22 protein-coding genes are annotated in these 21,803 nt (G+C 73.9%); 8 read left to right on the forward strand and 14 right to left on the reverse strand.

Annotation, left to right across the window (positions count from 1 at the left end):
* Nucleotides 1–28 precede the first annotated feature (28 nt).
* Both KBX37_RS20250 and KBX37_RS20255 read right to left on the reverse strand, forming a co-directional pair.
* Nucleotides 29–688 (reverse strand): HNH endonuclease family protein, encoded by a 660-nt coding sequence (locus tag KBX37_RS20250; RefSeq protein ID WP_210777503.1) that lies wholly within the window; start codon nt 686–688, stop codon nt 29–31.
* A 220-nt stretch (nt 689–908) separates the two neighbouring features.
* Nucleotides 909–2,129: a CdaR family transcriptional regulator gene (locus KBX37_RS20255; protein ID WP_210777504.1), complete on the reverse strand. Its 1,221-nt coding sequence runs from the start codon at nt 2,127–2,129 to the stop codon at nt 909–911.
* An 83-nt stretch (nt 2,130–2,212) separates the two neighbouring features.
* Between KBX37_RS20255 and KBX37_RS20260 the strand changes: the two genes are divergently transcribed.
* The 4 genes from KBX37_RS20260 to KBX37_RS20275 all read left to right on the forward strand — a co-directional run bounded on the left by KBX37_RS20260 (nt 2,213) and on the right by KBX37_RS20275 (nt 6,765).
* Complete coding sequence (locus tag KBX37_RS20260) at nt 2,213–3,304, forward strand: ferredoxin reductase (RefSeq protein ID WP_210777505.1); 1,092 nt, start codon at nt 2,213–2,215, stop codon at nt 3,302–3,304.
* A 14-nt stretch (nt 3,305–3,318) separates the two neighbouring features.
* The gene (locus KBX37_RS20265; protein ID WP_210777506.1) at nt 3,319–4,467 is read left to right on the forward strand and encodes an acyl-CoA desaturase; all 1,149 of its coding nucleotides are present in this window, start codon (nt 3,319–3,321) and stop codon (nt 4,465–4,467) included.
* A 254-nt stretch (nt 4,468–4,721) separates the two neighbouring features.
* The gene (locus tag KBX37_RS20270; RefSeq protein WP_210777507.1) at nt 4,722–5,894 is read left to right on the forward strand and encodes an alanine--tRNA ligase-related protein; all 1,173 of its coding nucleotides are present in this window, start codon (nt 4,722–4,724) and stop codon (nt 5,892–5,894) included.
* A 106-nt stretch (nt 5,895–6,000) separates the two neighbouring features.
* Nucleotides 6,001–6,765, forward strand: a complete 765-nt coding sequence (locus KBX37_RS20275) for a hypothetical protein (RefSeq protein ID WP_210777508.1) — start codon at nt 6,001–6,003, stop codon at nt 6,763–6,765.
* A 4-nt stretch (nt 6,766–6,769) separates the two neighbouring features.
* Here the strand turns inward: KBX37_RS20275 and KBX37_RS20280 are convergent, their stop codons facing one another.
* The 6 genes from KBX37_RS20280 to KBX37_RS20305 all read right to left on the reverse strand — a co-directional run bounded on the left by KBX37_RS20280 (nt 6,770) and on the right by KBX37_RS20305 (nt 11,614).
* Nucleotides 6,770–7,768 carry a nitroreductase family protein gene (locus KBX37_RS20280; RefSeq protein ID WP_210777509.1) on the reverse strand — a complete coding sequence of 333 codons (999 nt, stop codon included), beginning with the start codon at nt 7,766–7,768 and terminating at the stop codon, nt 6,770–6,772.
* Between the two features lie 273 nt (nt 7,769–8,041).
* A complete protein-coding gene (locus KBX37_RS20285; RefSeq protein WP_210777510.1) occupies nt 8,042–8,638 on the reverse strand; it encodes a GNAT family N-acetyltransferase in 597 nt (198 codons plus the stop codon).
* A gap of 47 nt (nt 8,639–8,685) precedes the next feature.
* Entirely contained in the window at nt 8,686–9,204 is a 519-nt protein-coding gene (locus KBX37_RS20290; RefSeq protein ID WP_247658542.1) for a hypothetical protein, read from the reverse strand.
* An 82-nt stretch (nt 9,205–9,286) separates the two neighbouring features.
* Entirely contained in the window at nt 9,287–10,561 is a 1,275-nt protein-coding gene (locus KBX37_RS20295; protein WP_210777512.1) for an MAB_1171c family putative transporter, read from the reverse strand.
* Entirely contained in the window at nt 10,558–11,076 is a 519-nt protein-coding gene (locus KBX37_RS20300) for an ImmA/IrrE family metallo-endopeptidase (RefSeq protein ID WP_210777513.1), read from the reverse strand. The genes KBX37_RS20295 and KBX37_RS20300 overlap by 4 nt, the downstream gene beginning before the upstream one ends.
* Before the next feature lie 82 nt (nt 11,077–11,158).
* Complete coding sequence (locus tag KBX37_RS20305; RefSeq protein ID WP_210777514.1) at nt 11,159–11,614, reverse strand: hypothetical protein; 456 nt, start codon at nt 11,612–11,614, stop codon at nt 11,159–11,161.
* A 363-nt stretch (nt 11,615–11,977) separates the two neighbouring features.
* Between KBX37_RS20305 and KBX37_RS20310 the strand changes: the two genes are divergently transcribed.
* Complete coding sequence (locus tag KBX37_RS20310) at nt 11,978–13,462, forward strand: 26S protease regulatory subunit (protein WP_210777515.1); 1,485 nt, start codon at nt 11,978–11,980, stop codon at nt 13,460–13,462.
* Nucleotides 13,422–15,293 carry an acyl-CoA dehydrogenase gene (locus KBX37_RS20315; protein WP_210777516.1) on the forward strand — a complete coding sequence of 624 codons (1,872 nt, stop codon included), beginning with the start codon at nt 13,422–13,424 and terminating at the stop codon, nt 15,291–15,293. The genes KBX37_RS20310 and KBX37_RS20315 overlap by 41 nt, the downstream gene beginning before the upstream one ends.
* A 49-nt stretch (nt 15,294–15,342) precedes the next feature.
* Here KBX37_RS20315 and KBX37_RS20320 read toward each other — a convergent pair whose 3' ends face one another.
* Nucleotides 15,343–16,089 carry a GntR family transcriptional regulator gene (locus tag KBX37_RS20320; protein ID WP_210777517.1) on the reverse strand — a complete coding sequence of 249 codons (747 nt, stop codon included), beginning with the start codon at nt 16,087–16,089 and terminating at the stop codon, nt 15,343–15,345.
* A gap of 227 nt (nt 16,090–16,316) precedes the next feature.
* Here KBX37_RS20320 and KBX37_RS20325 point away from each other — a divergent pair, with 227 nt between their 5' ends.
* Together KBX37_RS20325 and KBX37_RS20335 are read left to right on the forward strand one after the other, a co-directional pair.
* Nucleotides 16,317–16,469 (forward strand): hypothetical protein, encoded by a 153-nt coding sequence (locus KBX37_RS20325; RefSeq protein ID WP_210777518.1) that lies wholly within the window; start codon nt 16,317–16,319, stop codon nt 16,467–16,469.
* Between the two features lie 524 nt (nt 16,470–16,993).
* The gene (locus tag KBX37_RS20335; RefSeq protein WP_210777519.1) at nt 16,994–17,167 is read left to right on the forward strand and encodes a hypothetical protein; all 174 of its coding nucleotides are present in this window, start codon (nt 16,994–16,996) and stop codon (nt 17,165–17,167) included.
* A 141-nt stretch (nt 17,168–17,308) separates the two neighbouring features.
* On the opposite strand, the gene KBX37_RS20340 is transcribed toward KBX37_RS20335, so the two are convergent.
* From KBX37_RS20340 to KBX37_RS20360, 5 genes are all read right to left on the reverse strand, one after another.
* Nucleotides 17,309–18,991, reverse strand: a complete 1,683-nt coding sequence (locus KBX37_RS20340) for a long-chain-fatty-acid--CoA ligase (RefSeq protein ID WP_210777520.1) — start codon at nt 18,989–18,991, stop codon at nt 17,309–17,311.
* A 211-nt stretch (nt 18,992–19,202) separates the two neighbouring features.
* On the reverse strand, nt 19,203–20,204 hold the full coding sequence (locus KBX37_RS20345; protein WP_210777521.1) for a hypothetical protein: 1,002 nt from the start codon (nt 20,202–20,204) through the stop codon (nt 19,203–19,205).
* Between the two features lie 144 nt (nt 20,205–20,348).
* Nucleotides 20,349–20,528 carry a hypothetical protein gene (locus KBX37_RS20350; RefSeq protein ID WP_210777522.1) on the reverse strand — a complete coding sequence of 60 codons (180 nt, stop codon included), beginning with the start codon at nt 20,526–20,528 and terminating at the stop codon, nt 20,349–20,351.
* Between the two features lie 79 nt (nt 20,529–20,607).
* On the reverse strand, nt 20,608–21,321 hold the full coding sequence (locus KBX37_RS20355) for a spermidine synthase (RefSeq protein WP_210777523.1): 714 nt from the start codon (nt 21,319–21,321) through the stop codon (nt 20,608–20,610).
* A gap of 106 nt (nt 21,322–21,427) precedes the next feature.
* The coding region (locus tag KBX37_RS20360) for a class I SAM-dependent methyltransferase (protein WP_210777524.1) at nt 21,428–21,803 on the reverse strand (376 nt) is incomplete at its 5' end.

The raw sequence follows: 21,803 nt of genomic DNA on the forward strand, positions 1-21,803 counted from the left end.
CCCGCCGGGCGGCGGGCCGGCCGGGGCGTCACCAGGCGTAGGTGACCGAGACGGTGGTGGCGGGGCAGTTGTTCGCCCAGCTGGTCAGGGCGCTCTTCTCGGCGCTGTCCACGGTGAGCCGCCAGCGGATCTTGGTGGCGACCCACTCCTTGACGTAGCGGCAGCGGGCCGAGGCGTACGGGGGCAGCCAGGTGGCCGGGTCCTGGTCGCCCTTGGCCTGGTTGACGTTGTCGGTGACGGCGGCCAGCGGGCGGCTGTCACCCAGGTCGTTGGCGTACGCCTGGCGCCGGCTGGTGGTCCAGCTGCGCGCGCCGGAGTCCCAGGCCTCGGCGAGCGGCACCATGTGGTCGATGTCGAGGTCGCTGGTGAGGGTCCAGTACGCGTTGTCGTAGTAGGAGTACCAGCGCCCGCCGGACAGCGTGCAGCTGCCGCTGACCGTCGGCGCGGAGACGGCCTCGGCGATCAGCACCTCGTTGCGGGCGTGGCAGCCGTCGCCGTCGGCGTCGATCCAGTGGGGGAAGAGGTCGCGGTTGTAGCCGGTGCGGACCTCGGTGGCGACCGGAAGGCCGGCGACCGCGGTGGTCAGCGAGGCGGAGTAGCTGGCGGCCCAGGCGGGGTGGGCGAGGCCGAGGGTGGCGGCCAGGGCGGCGGCGAGGATGGTGGCCGTCGCGCGCAGGGTACGGGTCATGGTGCTCCGTCCAATGAGGGTGGGCGGGATCGCCTGCGTACATATGGACAGAGAAGGCGGCCGATATCCAGATCAACTTTGTGAACGGTGGGCGACGCAGCGTCGCCGAACCGATGACAAGCTCGGTGTGTGTGCCGGCCTGCAGGTGACGGCGGTCCAGCCGTGGCGCCGACGCGCCCGGCGGTGGGGCGGGCGCGGCCACCCGTGGCGGCCGGCCGGCTCACTCCGCCGGCAGGAAGGCCAGCGCCAGGGTCAGCTCCAGCACCATCGCCGGGTCGTTGAGGCGCTCGCCGTACAGCTCGCGCAGCTGACCCATCCGGTAGCGCACGGTCTGCGGGTGGACGAAGAGGTCCCCCGCGACGTCGTCGCGCCGGCCCTGGTGCAGCAGCCAGGAGCGCAGCGTCTCGGCCAGCCGCCGGGCGGTCGCCGGGGGCAGCGCCGACAGCGGCTGCAGCACCTGCGCGCGCAGGTCCGCCAGGGCCTCCGGGTCGGTGCTGAGCACCAGCCGGGCCAGGTGCTGCTCGGTGTCCAGCGGCGCGCCGTCCGCCGGCCGGTCCAACCCGAGCGCCAGCGTCCGCAGCACCCGCTGGTACGACTCGGCGACCCGGGTCCACGGCCGGGCCGGCCCCACCACCGCCCGGTGCCCCTGCACCGCGCCGGTGAGCCGCCGCCGGCGCCCGCCGTGCACGTCGGGAACGAGCAGCACGGCGGACTCCTCGGTCAGCTCCACCCCGGGCAGGTCGTCGCCGCTCTCCAGCGTGTGTGGGCTGAGCGTCGCGAGCACCCCGCGCAGGTTGCTGCGGGGCAGCACCGCGACGGTGAGGGTCTGCGGGGGCGGCCACTCCGCCCGCTCGGCGCTGCGGCGCAGCACCTCTTCCGGCTCGCCGGCGAGCAGTTGCTGGACCAGCCGTTCCAGGTAGCGCCGGTGCACCCGGCCGGCGCTGGCCAGCTCGTCGGTGTGCCCGGCCACGCTGGCGGCGGAGAGCTCGTCGATGTAGGCGAACATCAGCTCGGCGAACTCGGCCACCCGCTCGGCGGAGAGCCCGTCGCGTACGGTGGTGGCGGAGACCTCCCGCCAGGCCACCCGGGCCCCCACCCGGTACGCGGCCAGCAGCGCGTCCATGCTCCGCCCCGACCGGGCCTCGCCGCTGCCGAGCGCGTACGCCGCTTCCAGCGCCCGGCTCAGCGGGGTGCTCGGGTCGGCGGCGTCGGCCCGCTCGATGAGCTGGAGGAACGTGCCCAGCGCGATGCGGACCGCGTTCTCGATCTTCTCGCGCATCTGCCCGGTGAGGGTGCCCGAGTAGTCGGGGACCTCGGCGGTGATCGCGGTGACCGTCCGCTCGGCCACCGCGGGCAGCTGGCCGCGCAGCCGGTCGGCCACCCGCTCGTCCAGCTCCAGGTGCGCCGCCCGACGGCTGGTGGCCCCGGAAGGATCGGTCATGTTGTTCTCCCCGAACAAGAACCCGTGGTCAATTCACCTTAGCTGGCCAAGATGTTATGCGAACGGGCGACGATCCTGGACATATGACCACCACCGTCCCGCGTCCCCCGACGAGGCTCTCCGTCCGGGACCGGCTCCTCCGGCTCGCCGAGACGGTCACCACCCCGCTGCTCCCCGAGGACTACCTCGACCTGGTCGCGCCGCTGCGTGCCGGAGCCGCGCTGCGCGGTCGCGTGGTCGCCGTCGACGCCGAGACCCGCGACGCCGCCACCCTGACCCTCCAGCCCGGCCGGGCCTGGCGCGGCCACACCGCCGGGCAGTACGTGCGCCTCGGCGTGGACGTCGACGGGGTCCGGCAGTGGCGGGCGTACTCGGTCACCTCGGCTCCCGGGCGTCCCGACGGCCGCATCTGCGTCACCGTGAAGGCGATCCCCGACGGGAAGGTCAGCAACCACCTGGTCCGGCGCATCCGCCCGGGCGCCATCGTCCAGCTCGACCAGGCGCAGGGGGACTTCGTCCTGCCCGATCCCGCGCCGGCCCGGATCCTCTTCCTCACCGCCGGCAGCGGCGTCACCCCGGTCATGGGGATGCTGCGCGCCGGCGCGCTCGGCCGGTCGGACGTCGTGGTCGTGCACTCCGCGCCCACCCCGGCCGACGTGGTCTTCGGCGCCGAGCTGCGGGCGCTCGCCGGGCAGGGCGCGATTCGGCTGGTCGAACGGCACACCGACACCGACGGGCTGCTCGGCGTCGAGGAACTGGCCGGGCTGGTCCCCGACCACCTGGAGCGCGAGACCTGGGCCTGCGGGCCGATCGGGATGCTCGACGCGGTGGAGGAGCACTGGCGGGCGGCCGGCGCGGCGCAGCGGCTGCACACCGAGCGGTTCCGGCCGACCGTGATCTCACCGGGGGAGGGCGGCACCGTCACCTTCACCAGGGCCGGTCTCAGCGTGCGGGCCGACGGCGCCACCCCCATCCTGGATGCCGGGGAGGCCGCCGGTGCGCTGATGCCGTCGGGCTGCCGGATGGGCATCTGCTACGGCTGCGTCCTCCCGCTGCGCCAGGGGGCGGTCCGCGACCTGCGGACCGGGGACATCACCACGGCCGTCCCCGGTGACGGCGTACTCATCCAGACCTGCGTGTCGGCGGCGGCCGGTACCTGCGACATCGACCTGTAGACAGGAGGCCGGACGTGACCGCGATCCAGAAGAAGCCGGACAACCCGATCGCCCACCTCAGTGCCGAGGACATCGAGATCCTGGGCAAGGAGCTCGACGCCATCCGGGACCGGGTGATCGCCGAGCGCGGCGAGTCCGACGCCCGGTACATCCGCAAGGTCATCAAGACCCAGCGGACGCTGGAGATCAGCAGCCGCGCGGTGCTGCTCTTTTCGCTCTTCCCGCCGGCGTGGGTGGTCGGCACCGCCGGCCTGGCGGTGGCCAAGATCCTCGAGAACATGGAGATCGGCCACAACATCCTGCACGGCCAGTACGACTTCATGCGGGACCCGAAGATCCACTCCACCACCTGGGAGTGGGACCACGTCTCCCCGGCCGACCAGTGGAAGCACTCGCACAACCAGCTGCACCACACGTACACCAACGTGCTCGGCAAGGACAACGACCTCGGGTACGGGATCATGCGCGTCGACGAGGACCAGAAGTGGCACCCGATGCACCTCGGCCAACCGCTGTGGAACTTCGTCAACGCCTGCTTCTTCGAGTACGGCATCGCCGCGTACGACCTGGAGCTCGGCCGCAACCTGCAGAAGGACCGGCGCAAGGCCCCGGAGTTCCGGGCCCGGGCGCGCGCCGTCGGCCGCAAGATCCGCCGTCAGGTGCTCAAGGACTACGTCGTGCACCCGCTGCTGTCCGGTCCGTCCTTCCTCAGCACCCTGGCCGCCACCTTCACCGCGAACCTGATCCGCAACCTGTGGAGCCACTCGGTGATCATGTGTGGGCACTTCCCGAACGGCGTGGAGACCTTCGAGAAGACCAGCATCGAGGGCGAGACGCGCGGCGAGTGGTACCTGCGGCAGATGCTCGGCTCGGCCAACATCAGCGGCAGCCGGCTGATGCACATCATGACCGGCAACCTGTCGTTCCAGATCGAGCACCACCTCTTCCCCGACCTGCCCAGCAAGCGCTACCAGGAGATCGCCCCGCAGGTCCGGGCGCTCTTCGACCGGTACGGGCTGAAGTACACCACCGGCCCGCTGCCCAAGCAGGTCGCCTCGGCCTGGTGGAAGGTCATCCGGCTGTCGCTGCCCAACCGGACCCCGGCCGCGCCGAAGCCGGCCGACGACCTGTCGACGCGTACCCTCGCTCCCTCGGGGGCCTGAGCACCCGCGACGGCGCCGCCGACCCACCCGGAATCGCGGTGGCCGGCGGCGCCGTCGTCGCGGTACGGTCGGGCCATGCAGATCAGGCGCACCACCGCCGCGGCCGCGCGAGCTTCCCGCTCGCCGGTTGCCGCCGCCTGATCACCTGACCCCACGCCGGCGACCGGAAACGGTCCGCCGGCGTTCGCGCGTCTGCATCCCCGCGTCGGCGCGGCGGGCCGTACCGGTCGCACCCTCACCGGAAGGCCCACGCCATGACACCCGAGCAGATCGTCCGCACCTTCGTCGACCACTTCCACCGGCGGGGCCACCGGTCCGCGCCGGAGAGCCCGCTGATCCCACCGCCGGGCGATCCGGTCCTCTTCACCACCTCCGGGATGCACCCGCTGACGCCGTACCTCGCGGGCCGTCCCCACCCGTCCGGCCGGCGCCTGGTCAACGTGCAGCGCTGCCTGCGCACCACCGACCTGGACGAGGTCGGCGACCCGACCCACCTGACCGTCTTCGACATGCTCGGCACCTGGTCGCTCGGCGACTACGGCATCGGGCCGAGCCTGCGCTGGGGCTACGAGCTGCTCACCGACGGCTTCGGCGTCGACCCGGGCCGGCTGCACGCCACCGTCTTCGGCGGCGACGACCAGGTCGGCCCCGACGAGACCGCGCTGGCGACGTGGACCGAGCTCGGCGTGCCGGTGGAGCTGACCCGCGCCGAGAACTGGTGGTCCAACGGCCCCACCGGGCCGTGCGGGCCCGACTCGGAGATCTTCGTCTGGACCGGCGACGGCCCGCCCACCGGCACCCCGGGCGGCGACGACCGGTGGATGGAGGTCTGGAACCACGTGCGGATGCGCTACCACCGGCACGACGACGGCCGGCTGGAACCGCTGCCGCAGCCCAACATCGACACCGGGATGGGCCTGGAGCGGCTGGAGATGGTGCTGCGCGGCGGCCGGTCGGTCTTCGAGTGCGCCGGCCTGAGCCCCTGGGTCGAGGCGGTCCGCGACCGGTGGCCGCTGGACGAGACGGCGCACCGGATCGTCTGCGACCACCTGCGCTCGGCGGTCGTGGTGCTCGGCGACGGCGTCCGGCCCGCCAACACCGGCCGGGGTTACGTGCTGCGCCGGCTGGTCCGGCGGGCGCTGACCACGCTGTGGCGCGACGATGAGTCCCGGACCCTCGCTGAGCTGCCCGATCAGCCGTACGCGGACACTCTGCGCCGGTTCCGCCAGGGCGGCGACGTCGGGCCGCCGCGTCAGGTGCTCCTCGACGAGGAACGGCGCTTCCGGGCCCTGCTGCGGCGGGGGCGGCCGGTGGTCGAGCGGTGCCGGTCCCGGGGGCCGCTGACCGAGGCCGACTACGCGTGGCTGCACGACACCCACGGGCTGCCCCGCGAGCTGGTCGACGGGCCGCTCGGCGAGGCGGGCTGACCCGGGCGCGGACCCGAGGGGATGGATTGCGGGCACCGCCACCTGGGTATCCGCTGTGGACCGCCGCCGGACGGCCGGCGGCGGTCCGCCCTCGGGGAGGTGTCCGATGACCGTCCGTGCCTCGGCGAGCGTGCTCGCCCTCCTGCTCACCCTGACCGGCTGCGGCGTGGCACGGGACCTCGCCACCGGCGACGCCGCGACCCCGTCCGGGCCGTCCGCGCCCGACGAGCTGCGCCAGGCGGCGCAGGCGTTGGACCGGGGCCCCTGCAGCTTCCAGTTCCGCACGCCCACCACCATCGGCGCCGGCGCGGTCGACGGGCGTGACGGCTGGCTGCGGATCAGGGTGGTCGGCGGCGAGATCGCCAAGGCCCGGGTGACCTTCGAGGTGCTGCACCGGGACGGCCAGCACCTGGTCCGCAGCAACCCGCTGACCGAGGACCGGTGGACCCGGCTGGACATGACGAAGGTGAACCCGGCGCGCCGGGCCGCGCTGGAACGCTTCGGCGACCCGGCCCACGCCGAGGACCTGCTCGCCGGGGTCGGCACCGCCGAGCGCAACGGCGAGCGTGGCTATCGGGGCACGTTGGACCTGACCCGGGCGACCGAACCGGGCGCCAGCCGCCTCATCGACGACGAGCACCTCCGGTCGCTCACCCCGGAGCAGACCGGGGCGGTGCCGTTCGAGGCGACCGTGGACTCCCAGCGGCGGCTGCTGGGCCTGCGTTTCACCCTGCCGGCCGCCGGGGGCCGACCGGAGCAGCCGTCCGAGATCAGCTACTCGGGGCACGGCTTCAAGCCCGACCTCAGCGCGCCGTTCGACGGGAAGATCGGCCCGGCTCCGGCGGAGGTCTACGAGTTCGTCAACAGCTGACCCGTCACTCGTCGATCTCGATCACCTCGGCGCTCCGGCGGCGCGGTGCCGCCGGCAGGTCATCGGCCGGTGGCCCCCAGCCCACCCGGACCACCAGGTAGGGCTCGCCGACGCCGGCCAGCAGGTCCCGCATCATCTGCCGGGGCCAGGCCAGCTCGATGGTGTCGCTGATCGGCGCGGTCGCCAGCCCGTCGGCGGTCGCCGTCAGCAGCAGCGCCGACAGCGCCTCACCGCCGCGCAGCCAGCCCGCCGGGTCGTCCCGCTCACCGAAGAGGATCACGTACGCGGCGCCCCGGTCGAAGCCGGCGCCGGCCCGGAGCCCGGCCGCGCCGCCCGGGGCGTGGTCGCGCACCGGCACCCGGCGGGGCCCCGGGCGGACGGCGGTCGCGGTCGGCACGCCGTCCCCGGTGGACTCCGGGCGATGCGTCCAGTGGTGCAGCTCCGCCCGGTACGCCGGTTCGGCCAGCTCGGCGTCGCCGGCCCGGGCGACGGACACGGCCAGCATCGGCATCTGGTCGGGGCGCACGACGTGCAGGTACGCGCCCTGGGCCTCGACCGCCGCGCGCAGCCGCGCCACCTGCTCCGGCAGCACCGGCCGGTCGCCGTACGCGCGCCGGTCGGTGCGCCGTACCGGGATGGTCTCCATCAGCCGGGCGGCGGCCAGGTCGGGCGTCTCCGGGCCGGTGGCCCGCACCCGGGCCAGCAGCCCCGGGTCGGCCGGGTCGGGCAACCGCTCGACGGTCACCGCCCAGCCCTCGCCGGCCAGCGCCACCCGGGCGTGGTGCAACGCCGCGCCGCAGCTCAGGGTCAGCAGCCGCCCGTCCGGGTCGGTGGTGGCCAACTGCCGGGTCGGGTCGGCGCGCAGCTCCAGCGCCTGCCGGGTGACCCGCCAGCGCCACGGCTGGGTGTTGAACACCGACGGGGCGTACAGCGACAGCCGGGCGGCGGCTTCGAGTTCGCGGACGGTCGGCACCTGCGTCATGCCGGTGGACGGCTGGGTCATCGGGACACCTCCTGGCTGATGTCACCACCCTGCCCGCCCGGATCTCGGCGCGGACAGGGCCGAAAGGGCCCGACCGGCGGGACCGGTGGCCTAGGAGCGTGTCTCAGTAACGGGCAAGCGGCCTGCTATCCGTGATCGGTGGATCGGTGGTGGCGGGGTTGTCCGGGCCGTTGGGGGCTGTCACCGGGTCCTGCTCTGGGCGGACTGGTCGAGCATGGTGGTGTAGTTCAGCGCGTCGGAGGCGTTGGTTGTCACGTTGGCTCCCGCCCGAAATCACTGCGCGGGGCGAAGGTGGCCGCGATGCGTGACCCACTCATCGCCGAGCAGGGCCATGGTGTGCGCATCGATCCACTCGCCGTCCCAGCACAACGCATCCCGTTTGGTTCCCTCGTGGACGAAGCCGATCTTCTCGTAGACGCGCCGGGCCCGCGGATTGAACGCGTAGACCTCCAACTCGACCCGGTGCACACCGACGGTCTCGAAGGCATAACCCAAGATCATCCTGCTCGCCTCGGTGCCCAGCCCCCGGCCGAAGAACCGGCGGCCGAACAGGGCAATCCGAAAAGAGCAGGAACGGTTGTGGACGTCAAGCTCCGTCAAGACCACCTCACCGACGCTTTCGCCGGTGGCTCGTTCGACGATCGCCAGATCCAACCGATCGTCGTGCTCGGCCCGGGAGGAATACCAGCGTTCCAACGCCTCAAGACTGAACCTCGTGTGGGTGCCGGTCAGCCGATCCACGTCCGGATCGAGCGCCGCCGCAGCCAACGCCGGCGCGTCGGCCACGCAGACCGGACGTAGAACCACGAGGTCACCGGTGAGCGTCGGCTTCTCACCGAAAGAAATCTTGGAAGACACGGCAGCGATCATGCCGGGTATGCGCCGCCCATCGTCAACACGTTTACTGACCCACGCTCCTAGCCGAGCAGCAGGTACGTCGGCACCCCGACCAGCACGCCGGCCACGGCGCCGGCGAGCACCTGGGCGGTGGTGTGGTCACCCAGCCGCACCCGGGACCAGCCGATCAGGGCCACCAGGCCGAACGCCACCAGCAGCGCCGGCCCGAAGACGACCACCAGCACCCCGACCGCCCCGGCGGCGACGGCCGCGTGCGCGCTGAGCTTCCAGACCTGGTTGACCGCGGTGACCACGAGCAGCACCGCGAACATCACCACCACCATCGCCACCAGCGCCCGGGGCGCCCCGAGCAGCACCAGCGCCGCGATGCCCGCCAGCACCGACAGCAGGCCGCCGACCAGCGGCGCGCGCCGCTGCTCGCGTACCCCGATGTGGTGGTCGGTGAGCCGGCCGCGCCGCACCCCGAGCCAGATGATCCCGTACGGCAACACCGCGCTGAACAGCATCGCCAGCAGCGCCCAGCCGAGGCCGGTCAGCCAGGCCGGCGCGGTGGCGTGCAGCGCCACGACCACCGGCATCGCCGCCGCCCACACGGCCGGGGCGAACACCTCGGTGACGATCCGCGCGGCGTCGGGGCCGGCGGGCGCGACGACCCTGGTCTCACTGGACACGCTGTTTCCTCTCGCTGTCGTATGTGCCGGTCGCCGGGCCCAGCCCGGCCCGTAACCGGGCGACCTCCGGGGAACGGTAGGCCCTCGCCACCCGGACGAGCCAGGCGACCTGCTCCGCGGCCTCCCCACCGTCGGCGCCCCCGGCGGGCAGGTCGGGCAGCTCCTCGTGGTCGGCGGCCGGCGGCGCCCCGGCGGCCCGCGCCTGAAGCGCGGCGGACAGCACGATCGCCTCGGTGGCGGCGGCGAGCCGTGCACCGCTCCAGCCGGCCCGGCGGCCGGCGGCCTCGGCGGCGCGCAGCAGCGCGGCGGACATCCAGGGGCGCAGGGTGGCGTACCCGTCGAGGATCTCCACGGTGGCGCGGACCCGGCGCAGGTACGGGTCGCGCAGCACCGCCAGCAGCCCGGCGGGTCCGCGCGGCTCGGGCAGCAGCGCGATCTCCGGCAGCACCCGGTGCACCGCCGCCTGGAGCGGACGCAGCCGGTGGTGGTCGACGACGGCCCCCAGCCGCGCGCCGAGCCGGTCGAGACCGACCAGCGGCCCCCAGGACGGCAGCGTCGAGCCGATCAGGATGAGCAGGATGGAGACGGTGAAGCTGAAGACCACCAGCGCGTCGGAGACGAGCGCGGAGCCGGGCCAGAGCGCGCCGGCGGCCACCGCGGTGAGCTTGCCCAGCACGTAGACCAGGCCCCAGGCGGCGCCCGCCACGATCAGTCGCAGGCCGAGGCGGAGCAGTGGCCGGCCGGCCTGCCGCGCGTACCGGTGGGCCAGGGCCACCACCTGGGTCATCGACCAACCCAGGTAGGTCAGGTAGACGTAGAGGAAGGGGGCGTCGAACGGGTCGCCGTAGTACCGGCCGCTGGCCACCCGCGGGTCGTCCAGGGCCGTCCGCGCCGGGGTCAGCGCGAAGAGCACCGCGATCGCGGCGATGCTCACCAGCAACGCGACGGTGCGGCGGCGCACCCGGCGCCGGGTGGCCTCGTCGTCCCCGGTCATGTGCAGCAGGAAGGCCTGCGCGGCGGTGGCCGAGACCAGGGTGAGGCAGTTGGACAGCAGCCGGGCCAGGTCGAGCACGCCGAGCGCCCGGTCCAGGGCCGGCATGAACGGCTGGATGGTGAGCGACACCGTGATGCCGACCAGGGCCAGGCAGAGCGCCCGCAGCGGCCGGTAGCGCGGGTTGCGGGCCAGGTCGCGCAGCTTGTAGAGGCTCATCACCCAGCAGGTCAGCGTCACGCCGATCATCAGGTCACGGACGAGGCTGATCACGGGTGGCGGCGTCCTTCGAGGGCGGCGGCGAGCCGGTCGGCGAGGGCGATGTCGGCCGGGGCGGTGACCGGTATCTCCGACCAGCTCTCCGCGCGCTGCACGGCCAGGCTGCCGAAGATCTCCGCCCGCCGCTCCTGCGGCACGTCGTACGAGCTGCGGGCCAGCGGGGCCGGCGCGGCGGCGGGCCGGTCCAGCTCGGACGCCGGGGAGGCGTCGTCGAAGAGGGCGTGGCCGTACTCGTGCCCGATGATCAGGCGCTGGCGCACCGGGCTGGCGTTGGCGGCGTAGAAGATGTAGTCGGCGTGCTCGCCGGCCACCCAGAGCCCGTGCGGCGCCAGCGCGGGCAGCTCGCGGGGAATGAGGTGCACCGGCCGGCCGCGTCGCCGTTCCACCCGCTCGTGCAGCTCGCCGAAGGTGAAGCCGCCGGTCAGTCCGAGCGCGTCCAGGGCCTGCTCGGACTGGCGGCGCAACTGCCGGAGCTGGTCCTCGCCCGCCGCGCGTCGTCGCCGGATCATCGGGCCGGCGCCGGGTGGTGGGCGTACCCGTCCCGCAGTACGCGCGGTCGGACCCAGCCACCGCCGGTGGCCCGCTCCGTCCTCACCTCGCCTCCGCCGGGCGCTCGCCGGAGCGGCGGGCGCGGGCGGCGGCCTCCAGGCGTTCCACCTGCTCGATCATGGCCACCACGGCGGCGTGGCCCTCGGGGGAGAGCCGGGCGTCGGCCAGCCGCATGGCCACCTGCTTGATGTGCGGGTTGGCCAGGGCGTGCGCGAGGTCGCGCCCACCGTCCACGTCGTCCGGACCGGGGGCGAAGAAGCTCGACGGCTGGCCGAAGAAGGCGGCGATGGCGTCCACCACCGACTGCCGCGGGTCCGGCGCGCGCCCCTGCCGCAGGTTGCTGAGGTGGGTGTGCGAGATCCGGCAGCCGCGCTGGGTCAGCTCCTGGGCCACGTGCCGGACGCTGTACGGCCGGCCCTGCGGGTCGGTCGCCGTCCGGAAGAGCCAGTCCAGGCGGGCGGCGAAGGAGTCGTCGTGCGGCTCGGTGACCTGGGGCAAGGGGACTCCTCCGAACGTGGGCGATGGCACCGGCCGGGACGGTGGCACCGACTGTTGACGCCGCTACCGCGAGTATGTATAGCATTACCACCCCTGGCACGGGGAGTGGACACTTTGGTGTGATCGTGGCACCGCCCAATGCCAGGGGCGTCCTGGCAGGTTCGACGGGAGCGCGCAGCCATGCGCCATCGGGGGTCCGTCGGAATCACCACGGGACGCGGGCGGCCGGGCCGGGGCCCGGCCCGCCGCAGGGGTGCGGTACGCCGTGCCGCACCCCTGCCCACGACGTCCGCCCGGTGGCAGCCGGGGTGGCCGGGTGTCAGACTTGCCGGCGGGGACCGCAGCGGCGAGGGACGTGGACGCATGACGGGACACGGGTACGCACTCCGGCCGGACACCGAGACCGGGACGCTGCTCGGCGCCCGGGTGACCCTCGTCGACCCGGCCGCCCTGCTCGCGGCGGCCGCCGCCGGTCCCGTCGCGCTGCTGGCCGACGCCACCTTTCCCGACCCGGTGCGCCGGGTGCGGTTCACCGTGCGCGTCGAGGCGGGGGAGCACCGGTTCGACGCCTCGGTGCGGGCCGGCGTGCCGGCCACGGCGGTGGGGCTGCTCGCGCTCGGCCTGGCCGGCCCGGCCGGGATGCTGCTGGCCCAGCGGCTGGCCGCCGGCGATCCCCGCGCCGACCGGGTGGCCGCCGCCGCCGGCCGGGTGGCCGCCGGGGCGTCCCGCCGGCTCGGGTTCCGCCCGCCCGCGCCCGCCGCGCCGCCACCCGACGCCGCCGGGGCGGCCGTGCTCGACCGCGCCCGCGAGCTGGGGCTGCGCCCCGAGGTCAGCCACCACGCCGAGCCCGGCGGGCGGCTGGTCACCGTGCGCGGCGCGACGCCCAGCGCCGACGTCACCCCGGCGCACCTGACGGCGATGGTCGCCCTGGTCCTCCAGGCCGTCCGTGAGCTGGCCGGCGACACCTCGGAACCGGCGGTGCTGCGCGGCCGGGCGTACACCCTCGGGGTCCGGTTGGAACCCGCCACGACGCCGCCGGGCAGCGCGGCGGTGACCCTCGACCAGGTCGGCGGCCTCGACGAGGTGGTGGCCCGGTTCCGGGAGATCGCCGTGTCGTTCCGGCACCCCCAGGTGATGGCCCGCTGGGGCGCGCGCCGCCCGCAGGGCATCCTGCTGTACGGCCCGCCCGGCACCGGCAAGACCATGCTGGCCCGCGCGCTGGCCAACGAGATCGGCGCCGACTTCCGGGAGATCCGCACCCCGGAGATCCTCGACAAGTACCTCGGCGGCTCCGAGCGCAACATCAAGCAGATCTTCCGCGAGGCGCGCGGCTACCGGCAGCCCACGGTGATGCTCTTCGACGAGTTCGACAGCATCATCAGCTACGCCGGCGCGGGCGGGGACGCCGCCAGCCAGGCCGTCAACGCGGTCGCCGGCATCTTCAAGCAGGAGATGAACACCCTCATCGAGGAGAACCCGGACGTCATCGTGGTGGCCACCACGAACTTCCCGCACCGGGTCGACGCCTCGCTGACCCGCTCCGGGCGCTTCGACGTCAAGCTGGCCATCCCGGCGCCCGACGAGAGCGGCCGCGCCGAGATCATCGCCAAGATGGTCCGCGAGCTGATCGACCGGCACGAGCGCCCCGGCTTCCGGATGTTCGCCGACGACGTCGACCCGCGCGGGCTGGCCGCGCTCACCGCGGGACTCACCGGCGCGGACCTCCGCGAGGTGCTGCGCCGGGTGCAACTCGCCAAGGCGATGCGTGAGGTATCTGACGGTGCGCCGGCCGGCCCGATCAGCCAGGATGACCTGCGTGACGCCATCGCCGGGCTGCGGCTCGGCTGAGGCGTACGACGGAAGGAGATCCGTGTCGTCCACCCTACTGTCCCGTCGTGACCTGCGCTTCCTGCTCTACGAGTGGCTGGACGCGCCCCGGCTGACCGAGCGCCCCCGCTACGCGGAGCACTCCCGGGAGACCTTCGACGACGTGCTCGACCTCGCCGAACGGGTGGCCGTCGAGCACTTCGCCCCGCACAACCGGGCCGCGGACACCAGCGAACCCGTCGTCGACGGCGGACGGGTCCGCATGATCCCGCAGGTCAAGGCCGCGCTGGACGTCTTCGCCGGCACCGGGCTGCTCGGCGCGAGCATGGACGAGAGCGTCGGCGGGCTGCAGCTGCCGCACGTCGTCTCCGCCGCCGCGTTCGGCTTCCTCCAGGCCGCGAACGTGAGCACCGCGGCGTACCCGTTCCTGACCCTGGGCAACGCCAACCTGCTGCTCGCCCACGGCAGCGCCGCCCAGGTCGACACCTTCGTCCGGCCGATGGTCGAGGGACGGTTCTTCGGCACCATGTGCCTGTCGGAGCCGCAGGCCGGCAGCTCGCTGGCCGACATCACCACCCGTGCCGAACCACAGGACGACGGCAGCCACCGGCTCTTCGGCACCAAGATGTGGATCTCCGGGGGAGACCACGAACTCGCCGAGAACATCGTCCACCTGGTGCTCGCCCGGATCCCCGGCGGCCCGCCCGGGGTGAAGGGCATCTCGCTGTTCATCGTGCCGAAGGTGCTCATCGGCCCCGACGGCACGCTCGGCGCCCGCAACGACGTGGTGCTGGTCGGCCTCAACCACAAGATGGGGTACCGGGGGACCACCAACACCCTGCTCAACTTCGGCGAGGGCGTGCACCGGCCGGACGGTCGCCCCGGGGCGGTCGGCTACCTGGTGGGGGAGCCCCACCAGGGCCTGGCCCAGATGTTCCACATGATGAACGAGGCGCGCATCGGCGTCGGGGCCGGCGCGACCGCGCTCGGCTACACCGGCTACCTGAAGTCCCTGGCGTACGCCCGCCAGCGCCCGCAGGGCCGGCCGCTCGCCGACAAGGATCCGACGGTGCCGCAGGTGCCGATCGTCGCGCACCCCGACGTGCGCCGGATGCTGCTGGCCCAGAAGAGCTACGTGGAGGGCGCCCTCGCGCTGGTGCTCTACTGCGGGCGGCTGCTGGACGAGGAGAAGACCGCCCCCGACCCGGCCGACCGGGCCCGGGCGCACCTGCTGCTGGACATGCTCACCCCGATCGCCAAGAGCTGGCCGTCGCAGTGGTGCCTGGCCGCCAACGACCTGGCCATCCAGGTACACGGCGGCTACGGCTACACCCGCGACTACGACGTCGAGCAGCACTGGCGGGACAACCGGCTCAACCCGATCCACGAGGGTACGCACGGCATCCAGGCGCTGGACCTGCTCGGGCGCAAGGCAACCATGGACGGCGGAGCGGGGCTGTCCCTGCTGCTGGAGACGATCTCCGCGACGGTGAGCCGGGCCTGGAAGGCCGACGGGGAGGCGGCCGGCCTGGCCGCTCAGCTCGGCGCCGCGGTCGACCGGATCGCCGGCACCACCCGCCGGCTCTGGGCCACCGGTGACCCCGCGCTCGCCCTGGCCGACGCCAGCCTCTACCTGGAGGCCGTCGGACACGTGGTGGTCGCCTGGATGTGGCTGGAGCAGCTCCTGGTCGTGGATGCCGCGCCCCCGAGCGCCGACCCGGACTTCTACGCCGGCAAGCGGCAGGCGGCCGGGTACTTCTTCCGGTACGAGCTGCCCCGGACGGCGGCGCAGTTCGACCTGCTGGACAGCCTGGACCGCACCACCTCGGACATGCAGGAGAGCTGGTTCTGACTTCGGCACCTGCCAGACGTCACCTCACCTGACCGGCCGACCTGGTGCCTCAGTCGATGGGGATCCGGTAGACGAGGTCGTACCGGCCGCCCGGCAGCACGATGTCCGCTGTCTCGACCGGCACGCTGCTGGCGAGGTAGGTCCGCTCGATGGTGTGCACGAACGTCCGCGCGGGCAGCTGGAGCGCTTCGACCTCGCCGGCCGTCGCTGCCCGTAGGCTCACGCGCTCCACGACCTCATCCACGCGGACGCCAATCGCGTCCATGCGGGCGACCACGCCCACCGCGGCACCGTCCTCCGGCCACTCCACGGGAGTGCCCTGCGTGATGGCCAGCGGTTCGTACGAGGTGGAGAGCTGGATCGGCTCGCCGCCGGCGAGGAAGCGGTACGCCGTGCGCATCACCGGCGCGCCCGGCTCGACGCCGAGCCGGGCAGCGATCCGTTCATCCGCCTGGTCGTGGCGGCTGTCGTGCTCCCAGGTGCCCGGCTGCCCGGCGCGAGCTGCGTCACGGGCGAACGGCGAGGTCGGGCCCTTGCCGGCGCGTACGGCCCGGCCCAAGGCGTGGCGGACCAGCCGGCGGGTATCGCGGACGTAGACGCCGGACCCGGCGCGGCCCTCCACGATGCCCTCGCCCTTGAGTACGGCGATGGCCCATTTGGCCACGGTCCGGCTTATGCCGTACTGGCGCATCAGGGCGGTCTCGGATGGCAGCTTGGCTCCGGCGGAAAGGTCGCCGGACATGATCGCGGCGCGTAGGTCGGCAGCGATCTTCAGGTAGGCAGGCGGCGTCGGCATGTGGGCAGTACCTCCGGTCAGCCCACCCAGTCGATCACAGACAACCTAGTGCGCCAAGTTTGCGTGCCTCCCTTGCCCGAGGAAACCTAGTGCACTAGGTTTCGGATGGCGTCCCGTTACCGGTCGGCTCCGGTCAGCAACCATGCCTCCGGTAGCGGGACGTCCCCGCCGTGAACAGTGCTCGTCCCCAGAGGACGGCCTGCGCCCGCCGAGGCAGGGGAGGCCCCTTGGCACCGTCGATCCGCGACGTGATCCGCAAGCTGACACGTCAGCCTGAACCCACGCGGCCCGCCACCGGACAGGCCATTCAGGAACGCGCGCGAGCGGAGGCCCAGCGGCGGCTCCTCGACCAGGCGAAGCGGCTGCGGGAAACGCGGTGACACAGCGAGCCGACACCGTTTCTGCCGGCTGTGCCGATGACGCTGGGCCAGCGGACCGGCTGCGGGACGAGGGTCTCGGGTGAGCGAAGCGAAAGCAGGCTCTCCTGGCACGTCGACTCCCGCCCGGCGGCGCGTCTCGTACAACGACTTCCTGTTAGCGACCGCGCTGACGCTTGCCCGGCGACACCGGCCGGTCTGGTCCTGGCGCAAATGGCAACGGGTTTGTCGCTGCGGTGCCGACCTGCCCTGCCGTGCCCGCCACCGGATCCCGATCAGTCGGAGTCACTGGCCGGACGGAGAAGCCGAGTGAGCAGCGACCACGGGCCGGTGCTGCCGGTGTGGAGCTGCGGCGGCTGCGGCGCGCCGTGACCGTGCCTGACCCGGCGGCGAGAGCTGCGGGCGGAGTTCGCGGATGCTCCCGTCTCGTTGGCGCTCTACATGGGGGCGCAGCTCGTCCGCGCCACTGAGGATGTCACCTGGGCGCCGGCCGGCTCGCTGCACCGGCGTTTCCTCGGTTGGCTGCGGTGAGCATCCTTCGCGTCGGCGACGAGAAGTTCCACTACAGCGACGGCTCGCACCGGTGGATTCCCCCGGACCCGGACTACGACCAGGCGGTCTGGGACGAGCAGGTCCGCCAGCACAAGCTGGGTCACCTGCGCGACGAGCGTCCCAAGGTGCGTATCCGGCGGCTCGTCTGAGACGGGCCTGGACGCGGCGGACCTCTGGTCGCGGCGGCCACGCCGACCGACCGGCCGGCGCACACTGGCTGGACCGGCGGGGGGCCCGCCGCATCCTGCGCCTGGGGCCGCCCCTCCACTGACGGCGCGTCCCAGCCCGGCTCAGTCGTGCGCGAGGAGCCGCTCGCGGACCTCGCGGCGCAGGATCTTGCCGATCTGCGAACGGGGCAGCTCCTCGACCACCACCACCCGGCGCGGCACCTTGTACGCCGTCAAGTGCTGCCGGCAGGACGTGCGCAGGCTCTCCGGATCGGCCGCGTGGTCCTCGTGCAGCACCACCGCCGCGACGACCTCCTCGCCGCCGTGCTCGCCGGGCAGCCCCACCGCGGCGGCGTCAGCCACCCCGGGCACCCGGCGCAGCGCGTCCTCCACCTCGGACGGGTAGACGTTGAAGCCGCCCGTGATGATCAGTTCCTTGATCCGGTCGACCACGGTGACGAAGCCGTCCGGGTCCATCACCACCACGTCCCCGGTCCGCAGCCAGCCGCCCGGCAGCAGCACCGCCGCGGTCTCCTCCGGGCGGTTCCAGTAGCCGGAGAACACCTGCGGGCCTCGGATCAGCAGCTCGCCGGCCTCGCCGGGGCCTCGGTCGACCGACGGGTCCTCGGGGTCGACGATGCGGACCTCGGTGGACGGGAACGGCACCCCGACGGCGCCCGGCCGGCGGGCGGGCGAGACCGGGTTGCCCAGCGCCACCGGGGAGGTCTCGGTCATGCCGTACCCCTCGACCAGCAGCCCGCCGGTGACCGACTCCCAGAGCTGGACCGTGGACGGCGGCAGGGCCATCGCGCCGGAGATGGCGTACCGGACGGAGGTGAGGTCGACGCCGCGCTCGCGGGCGGCGGTGGCCACCTTCTCGTAGATCGGCGGGACGGCGGGCAGGAACGTCGGCGGGCGGCGGCGGACCGCGTCGAGCACCTGGTCGACGTCGAAGCGGGGCAGCAGCACCAGGGTGGCGCCGATGCTGACCGAGAAGGTCAGGCAGAGCGTCAGCCCGTACGCGTGGAACAGCGGCAGGACGGCGTACACCGTCTCTTCGCCGTCGCGCAGCCCCGGCACCCAGGCGCGGCCCTGCGCGGCGTTGGCGCGCAGGTTGCGGTGGGTCAGCACGGCGCCCTTGGGGATGCCGGTGGTGCCGCCGGTGTACTGCAGCAGCGCGGTGTCGTCCGGGCCGGGCGCGGGGTGCCCGGCGGCCAGCGGCGGCGCGGCGGCCAGCAGCGCGTCCCAGCTCATCGCGTCCGGCGCCGGAGCGGTCATCGCCGCGCGGGCGGCCCGAGCCTTCGCCAGCGGCAGCCGCAGCACCCAGCGCTTGGACCGGGGCAGCGCGCGGGTGAGGTCCACCGCGACCACGGTCTCCACCGCGCCCGCGCCCCGCACCCGCGGCGCCGCCTTGTCCCAGACCACGGCGACCCGGGCGCCGTGGTCGGCGAGCTGGTGGGCCAGCTCCTGCGGGGTGTAGAGCGGGTTGTGCTCGACCACCACCGCGCCGAGGCGCAGCGCGGCGTAGAAGGCGATGACGTGCTGCGGACAGTTCGGCAGTACCAGGGCCACCCGGTCACCCGCGCCGACGCCGAGCCGGCGCAGCGCCTCCGCCGCCCGGGCCACCTGCGCGTCAAGCTCGGCGTAGGTGGTGGTGGACCCGAAGAAGTCCAGCGCGACCCGGGAACCGAACCGGCCGGCCGCCGCGCGCAGCAGATCGACCAGGGACTCCTCCGACGGCGCGATGGTCGCCGGCACGTCGGGGGCGTAGCTGCGCAGCCAGGGCCGCTCGGTGGTCAGGTCCATCGGGTCTCCCCTCGCTGGGCACGACGGTCCGCCCGGTCGATCACGACGGGGCGCATCCGTGTTCAGCCTAACCTACCTACCAGTAACCTACGCCCCCGTAGGTATGGTTCCTAAGCGCTCGGCTCGGTTGCGGGTCCCGGTCGGGCTGCCGCCGACGGCGCGGGCGGGACACCCGCGCCGCCGACGGTCCGACCGGGCGCCCGCCGGTCGGTCAGCAGCCGGTCCAGCGCACCGGCGTCACCCGGCCGTCGTTGCGGAAGCCGACCACCGTGCCGGTGTCCGAGATGGCCCGCGCGCCGACGCCGACCCCTGCTCCGCCCCCGGGCAGCAGGCGGGAGCCGCCGCCGCGGGCGATGCGGTCGCCGCCGACCACCGTCCCGCGCTTGTTGACGTCACCCAACCAGTTCAGCTCGTCGGCGAGTCGCGACCAGGAGCCGTCGCGCAGGTCCCAGCGCACCCTCACCTGGTTGGCGCCGCCGAGGCTGACCCGACCGATCGCCCAGTGGCCCTGTGCCGCGTCGACGTTGGTGCTGCGGGCGCCCGGCACGGTCAGGGCCTGGAGGCGTCCGTCCGGGTATCGCACCCAGCCGGTCCAGGCCGCGAATTCGCCGGCGGTGCCGACGATGGTGCCGTCTTCCGTGATGCCCTGCGGCGTGGCGCCGGCCGGGGCGTCGAGCACCTCGAACGTGCCGGGCCGGGCGGCCGGCCAGCGCACCGGGAAGAGGTCGCCGGTGTCGGAGTCCACCCCGTGGCCGACGATGTCTCCCGCTCCGTTGATCGCCGTCGGCTCCGCGCCGCCGGGCGGCGACGGGAGGAGTGCGACGGCGCCGTCGCGCAGGATCCACGGCCGGATCTTGGCGTCGATCCAGCCGTAACCGACGACCGTGCCGGCGGTGTTGACGTCCGCCACGGTGTCGGCGAGCGGCGACTCGATCGTGGTGAGCCGCCCGCGCTTCCAGAGCAGCAGCAGGAGCTGGTTGCTGTCCTCACCCCTCCGCAGGGCGGTGCCGGCGATGAACCGGCCGGTCCGGTCGATGGCCTGCGCGTCGGCGCGGTAGACATCGGCGGGGTAGGGCAGGGTGAACAGCTTGCAGGCGCTGGCGGTGGCCGTCCGCGGTGCGGCGGTCGCCGGCGCGGTGGCGACGCCGAGCGCGGCGGACAGCAGCCCGGCGGTGGCCGCCGCCAGCATCCTGCGTCGAGCGAGGTGGGTCATCGGTATCTCCCCGTGGTCGGTCCGGGTGCTCCGGACGATGTGACGGGGAAACCCTCGACCACCACGTCGGGTTGCGATCTGTCCGATACCTGACAGCCCGTTCGCGTGCCCGTACGCGGCCGCGGCCGCCGCCGGGCGGGCCGCCTACCGGCGACCGGGGGAGTGCTGTCGCATCAGCTGCCGGCCTCGCACGAACGCCAGCACGATCACCACCACCAGCGCGATCGCCCCGATGATCACCAACCAGCGGACGGCCTCGAGGAGCAACCCCAGCAGGACGAGCGCGCCGCCGATGATGCCGACGATCCAGAGCACGGTCCGCATCTTCGCCTCCCTGATCGACTGTCCGGACGCCTTCCCCCTGACCGGCCGGACATGCCGGAGCCGGACCCGGAACCGCCGGTCAGCGTCGGGCGACGTAGACGGTGTTGGCGCTCTCGCCGCCGGTCAACGGATTGGCGAAGCGGACGACGTGGGCCTGCGAGGTCGGGAACACCTCGGCCAGCACCCGGCCGAACTCCTCGTCCGGCGGGTCGTCCGACCAGAGGGCGAACACTCCGTCCGGGTGCAGCAGGTCCGCCAGCCGGCGCAGCCCGTCCGGCCGGTAGAAGGGGGCGTGGCTGGGGTGCAGGACGTGCCGCGGCGAGTGGTCCACGTCCAGCAGCACGGCGTGGAACCGGCGGTCCGGATCCGCCGGGTCGAGGCCGGTGCCGCCGGCGACGGCGGCGAAGAAGTCGGCCCGCACGAACCGGGTACGCGGGTCGGGCGCCAGCCCGGCGGCGAAGGGGAACAGCTGCCGGCGGTGCCAGTCGATGACGTCCTCGATCGCCTCGACCACCACCAGCGAGCGCACCCGGGGGTCCTCCAGCGCGGTCCGCGCGGTGTCGCCGAGGCCGAGGCCGCCGACCGCCACGTCCAGGGCGTCCCCGGTCAGCGGGGCCAGACCCAACCGGGCCAGCTCGATCTCCGCCACCGGGAAGAGGCTGGACATCAGGAAGTCGTCGTCGAGCTTCACCTCGTACACGTCGACGTCGAGCGCCGGGTCACGGCGCCGGCGCAGGCTGATCTCGCCGATCGGGGTCTCCCGCCAGGCCAGTTCCTCGAATCGCGCGCCCACCCGGCCTCCTCGCCGCCACCGTCCGTGCGGGATGCTACCGGTCGGGTCCGGCTCATCCCGCGACCCTGACCGGCCGGGCGCGCTCTCCGGTGCCCCCACCCGGCAGTCAGGCCGGCCGGGTCGCCACCACCACCGTGTCGAGCGCGTCCACGGTGTCGCCGTCAACGGTCACCGGGCGGCGGGCCGTCTCCGCCCGCCGCACCCGCAGCCCGTCGAGACCGGCGGTCACCTCCTCTGGGGTGAGCAGGATCGCCGGCTCGCGCGGGCCGCCCACCCCGCCCTCCAGGTTGGCCCGGTCGTGCCCGACCACCACCACCGTGCCGCCGGGCCGCAGCGCGTCGCGCGCCCCGGCCAGCACCGTCGCCAGCGCGGCCGCGGGCAGGTGCAGGTAGGCGACCAGCACCAGGTCGTACCGGCCGGGCTCGGGAGCGTCCGCGGTGACGTCCGCGACCCGCCAGTCCACGGGTACGCCCCGGCGCGCG

This window comes from Micromonospora sp. U56 (assembly GCF_018070095.1).
GTDB classification, from domain to species: Bacteria; Actinomycetota; Actinomycetes; order Mycobacteriales; family Micromonosporaceae; genus Micromonospora; species Micromonospora purpureochromogenes.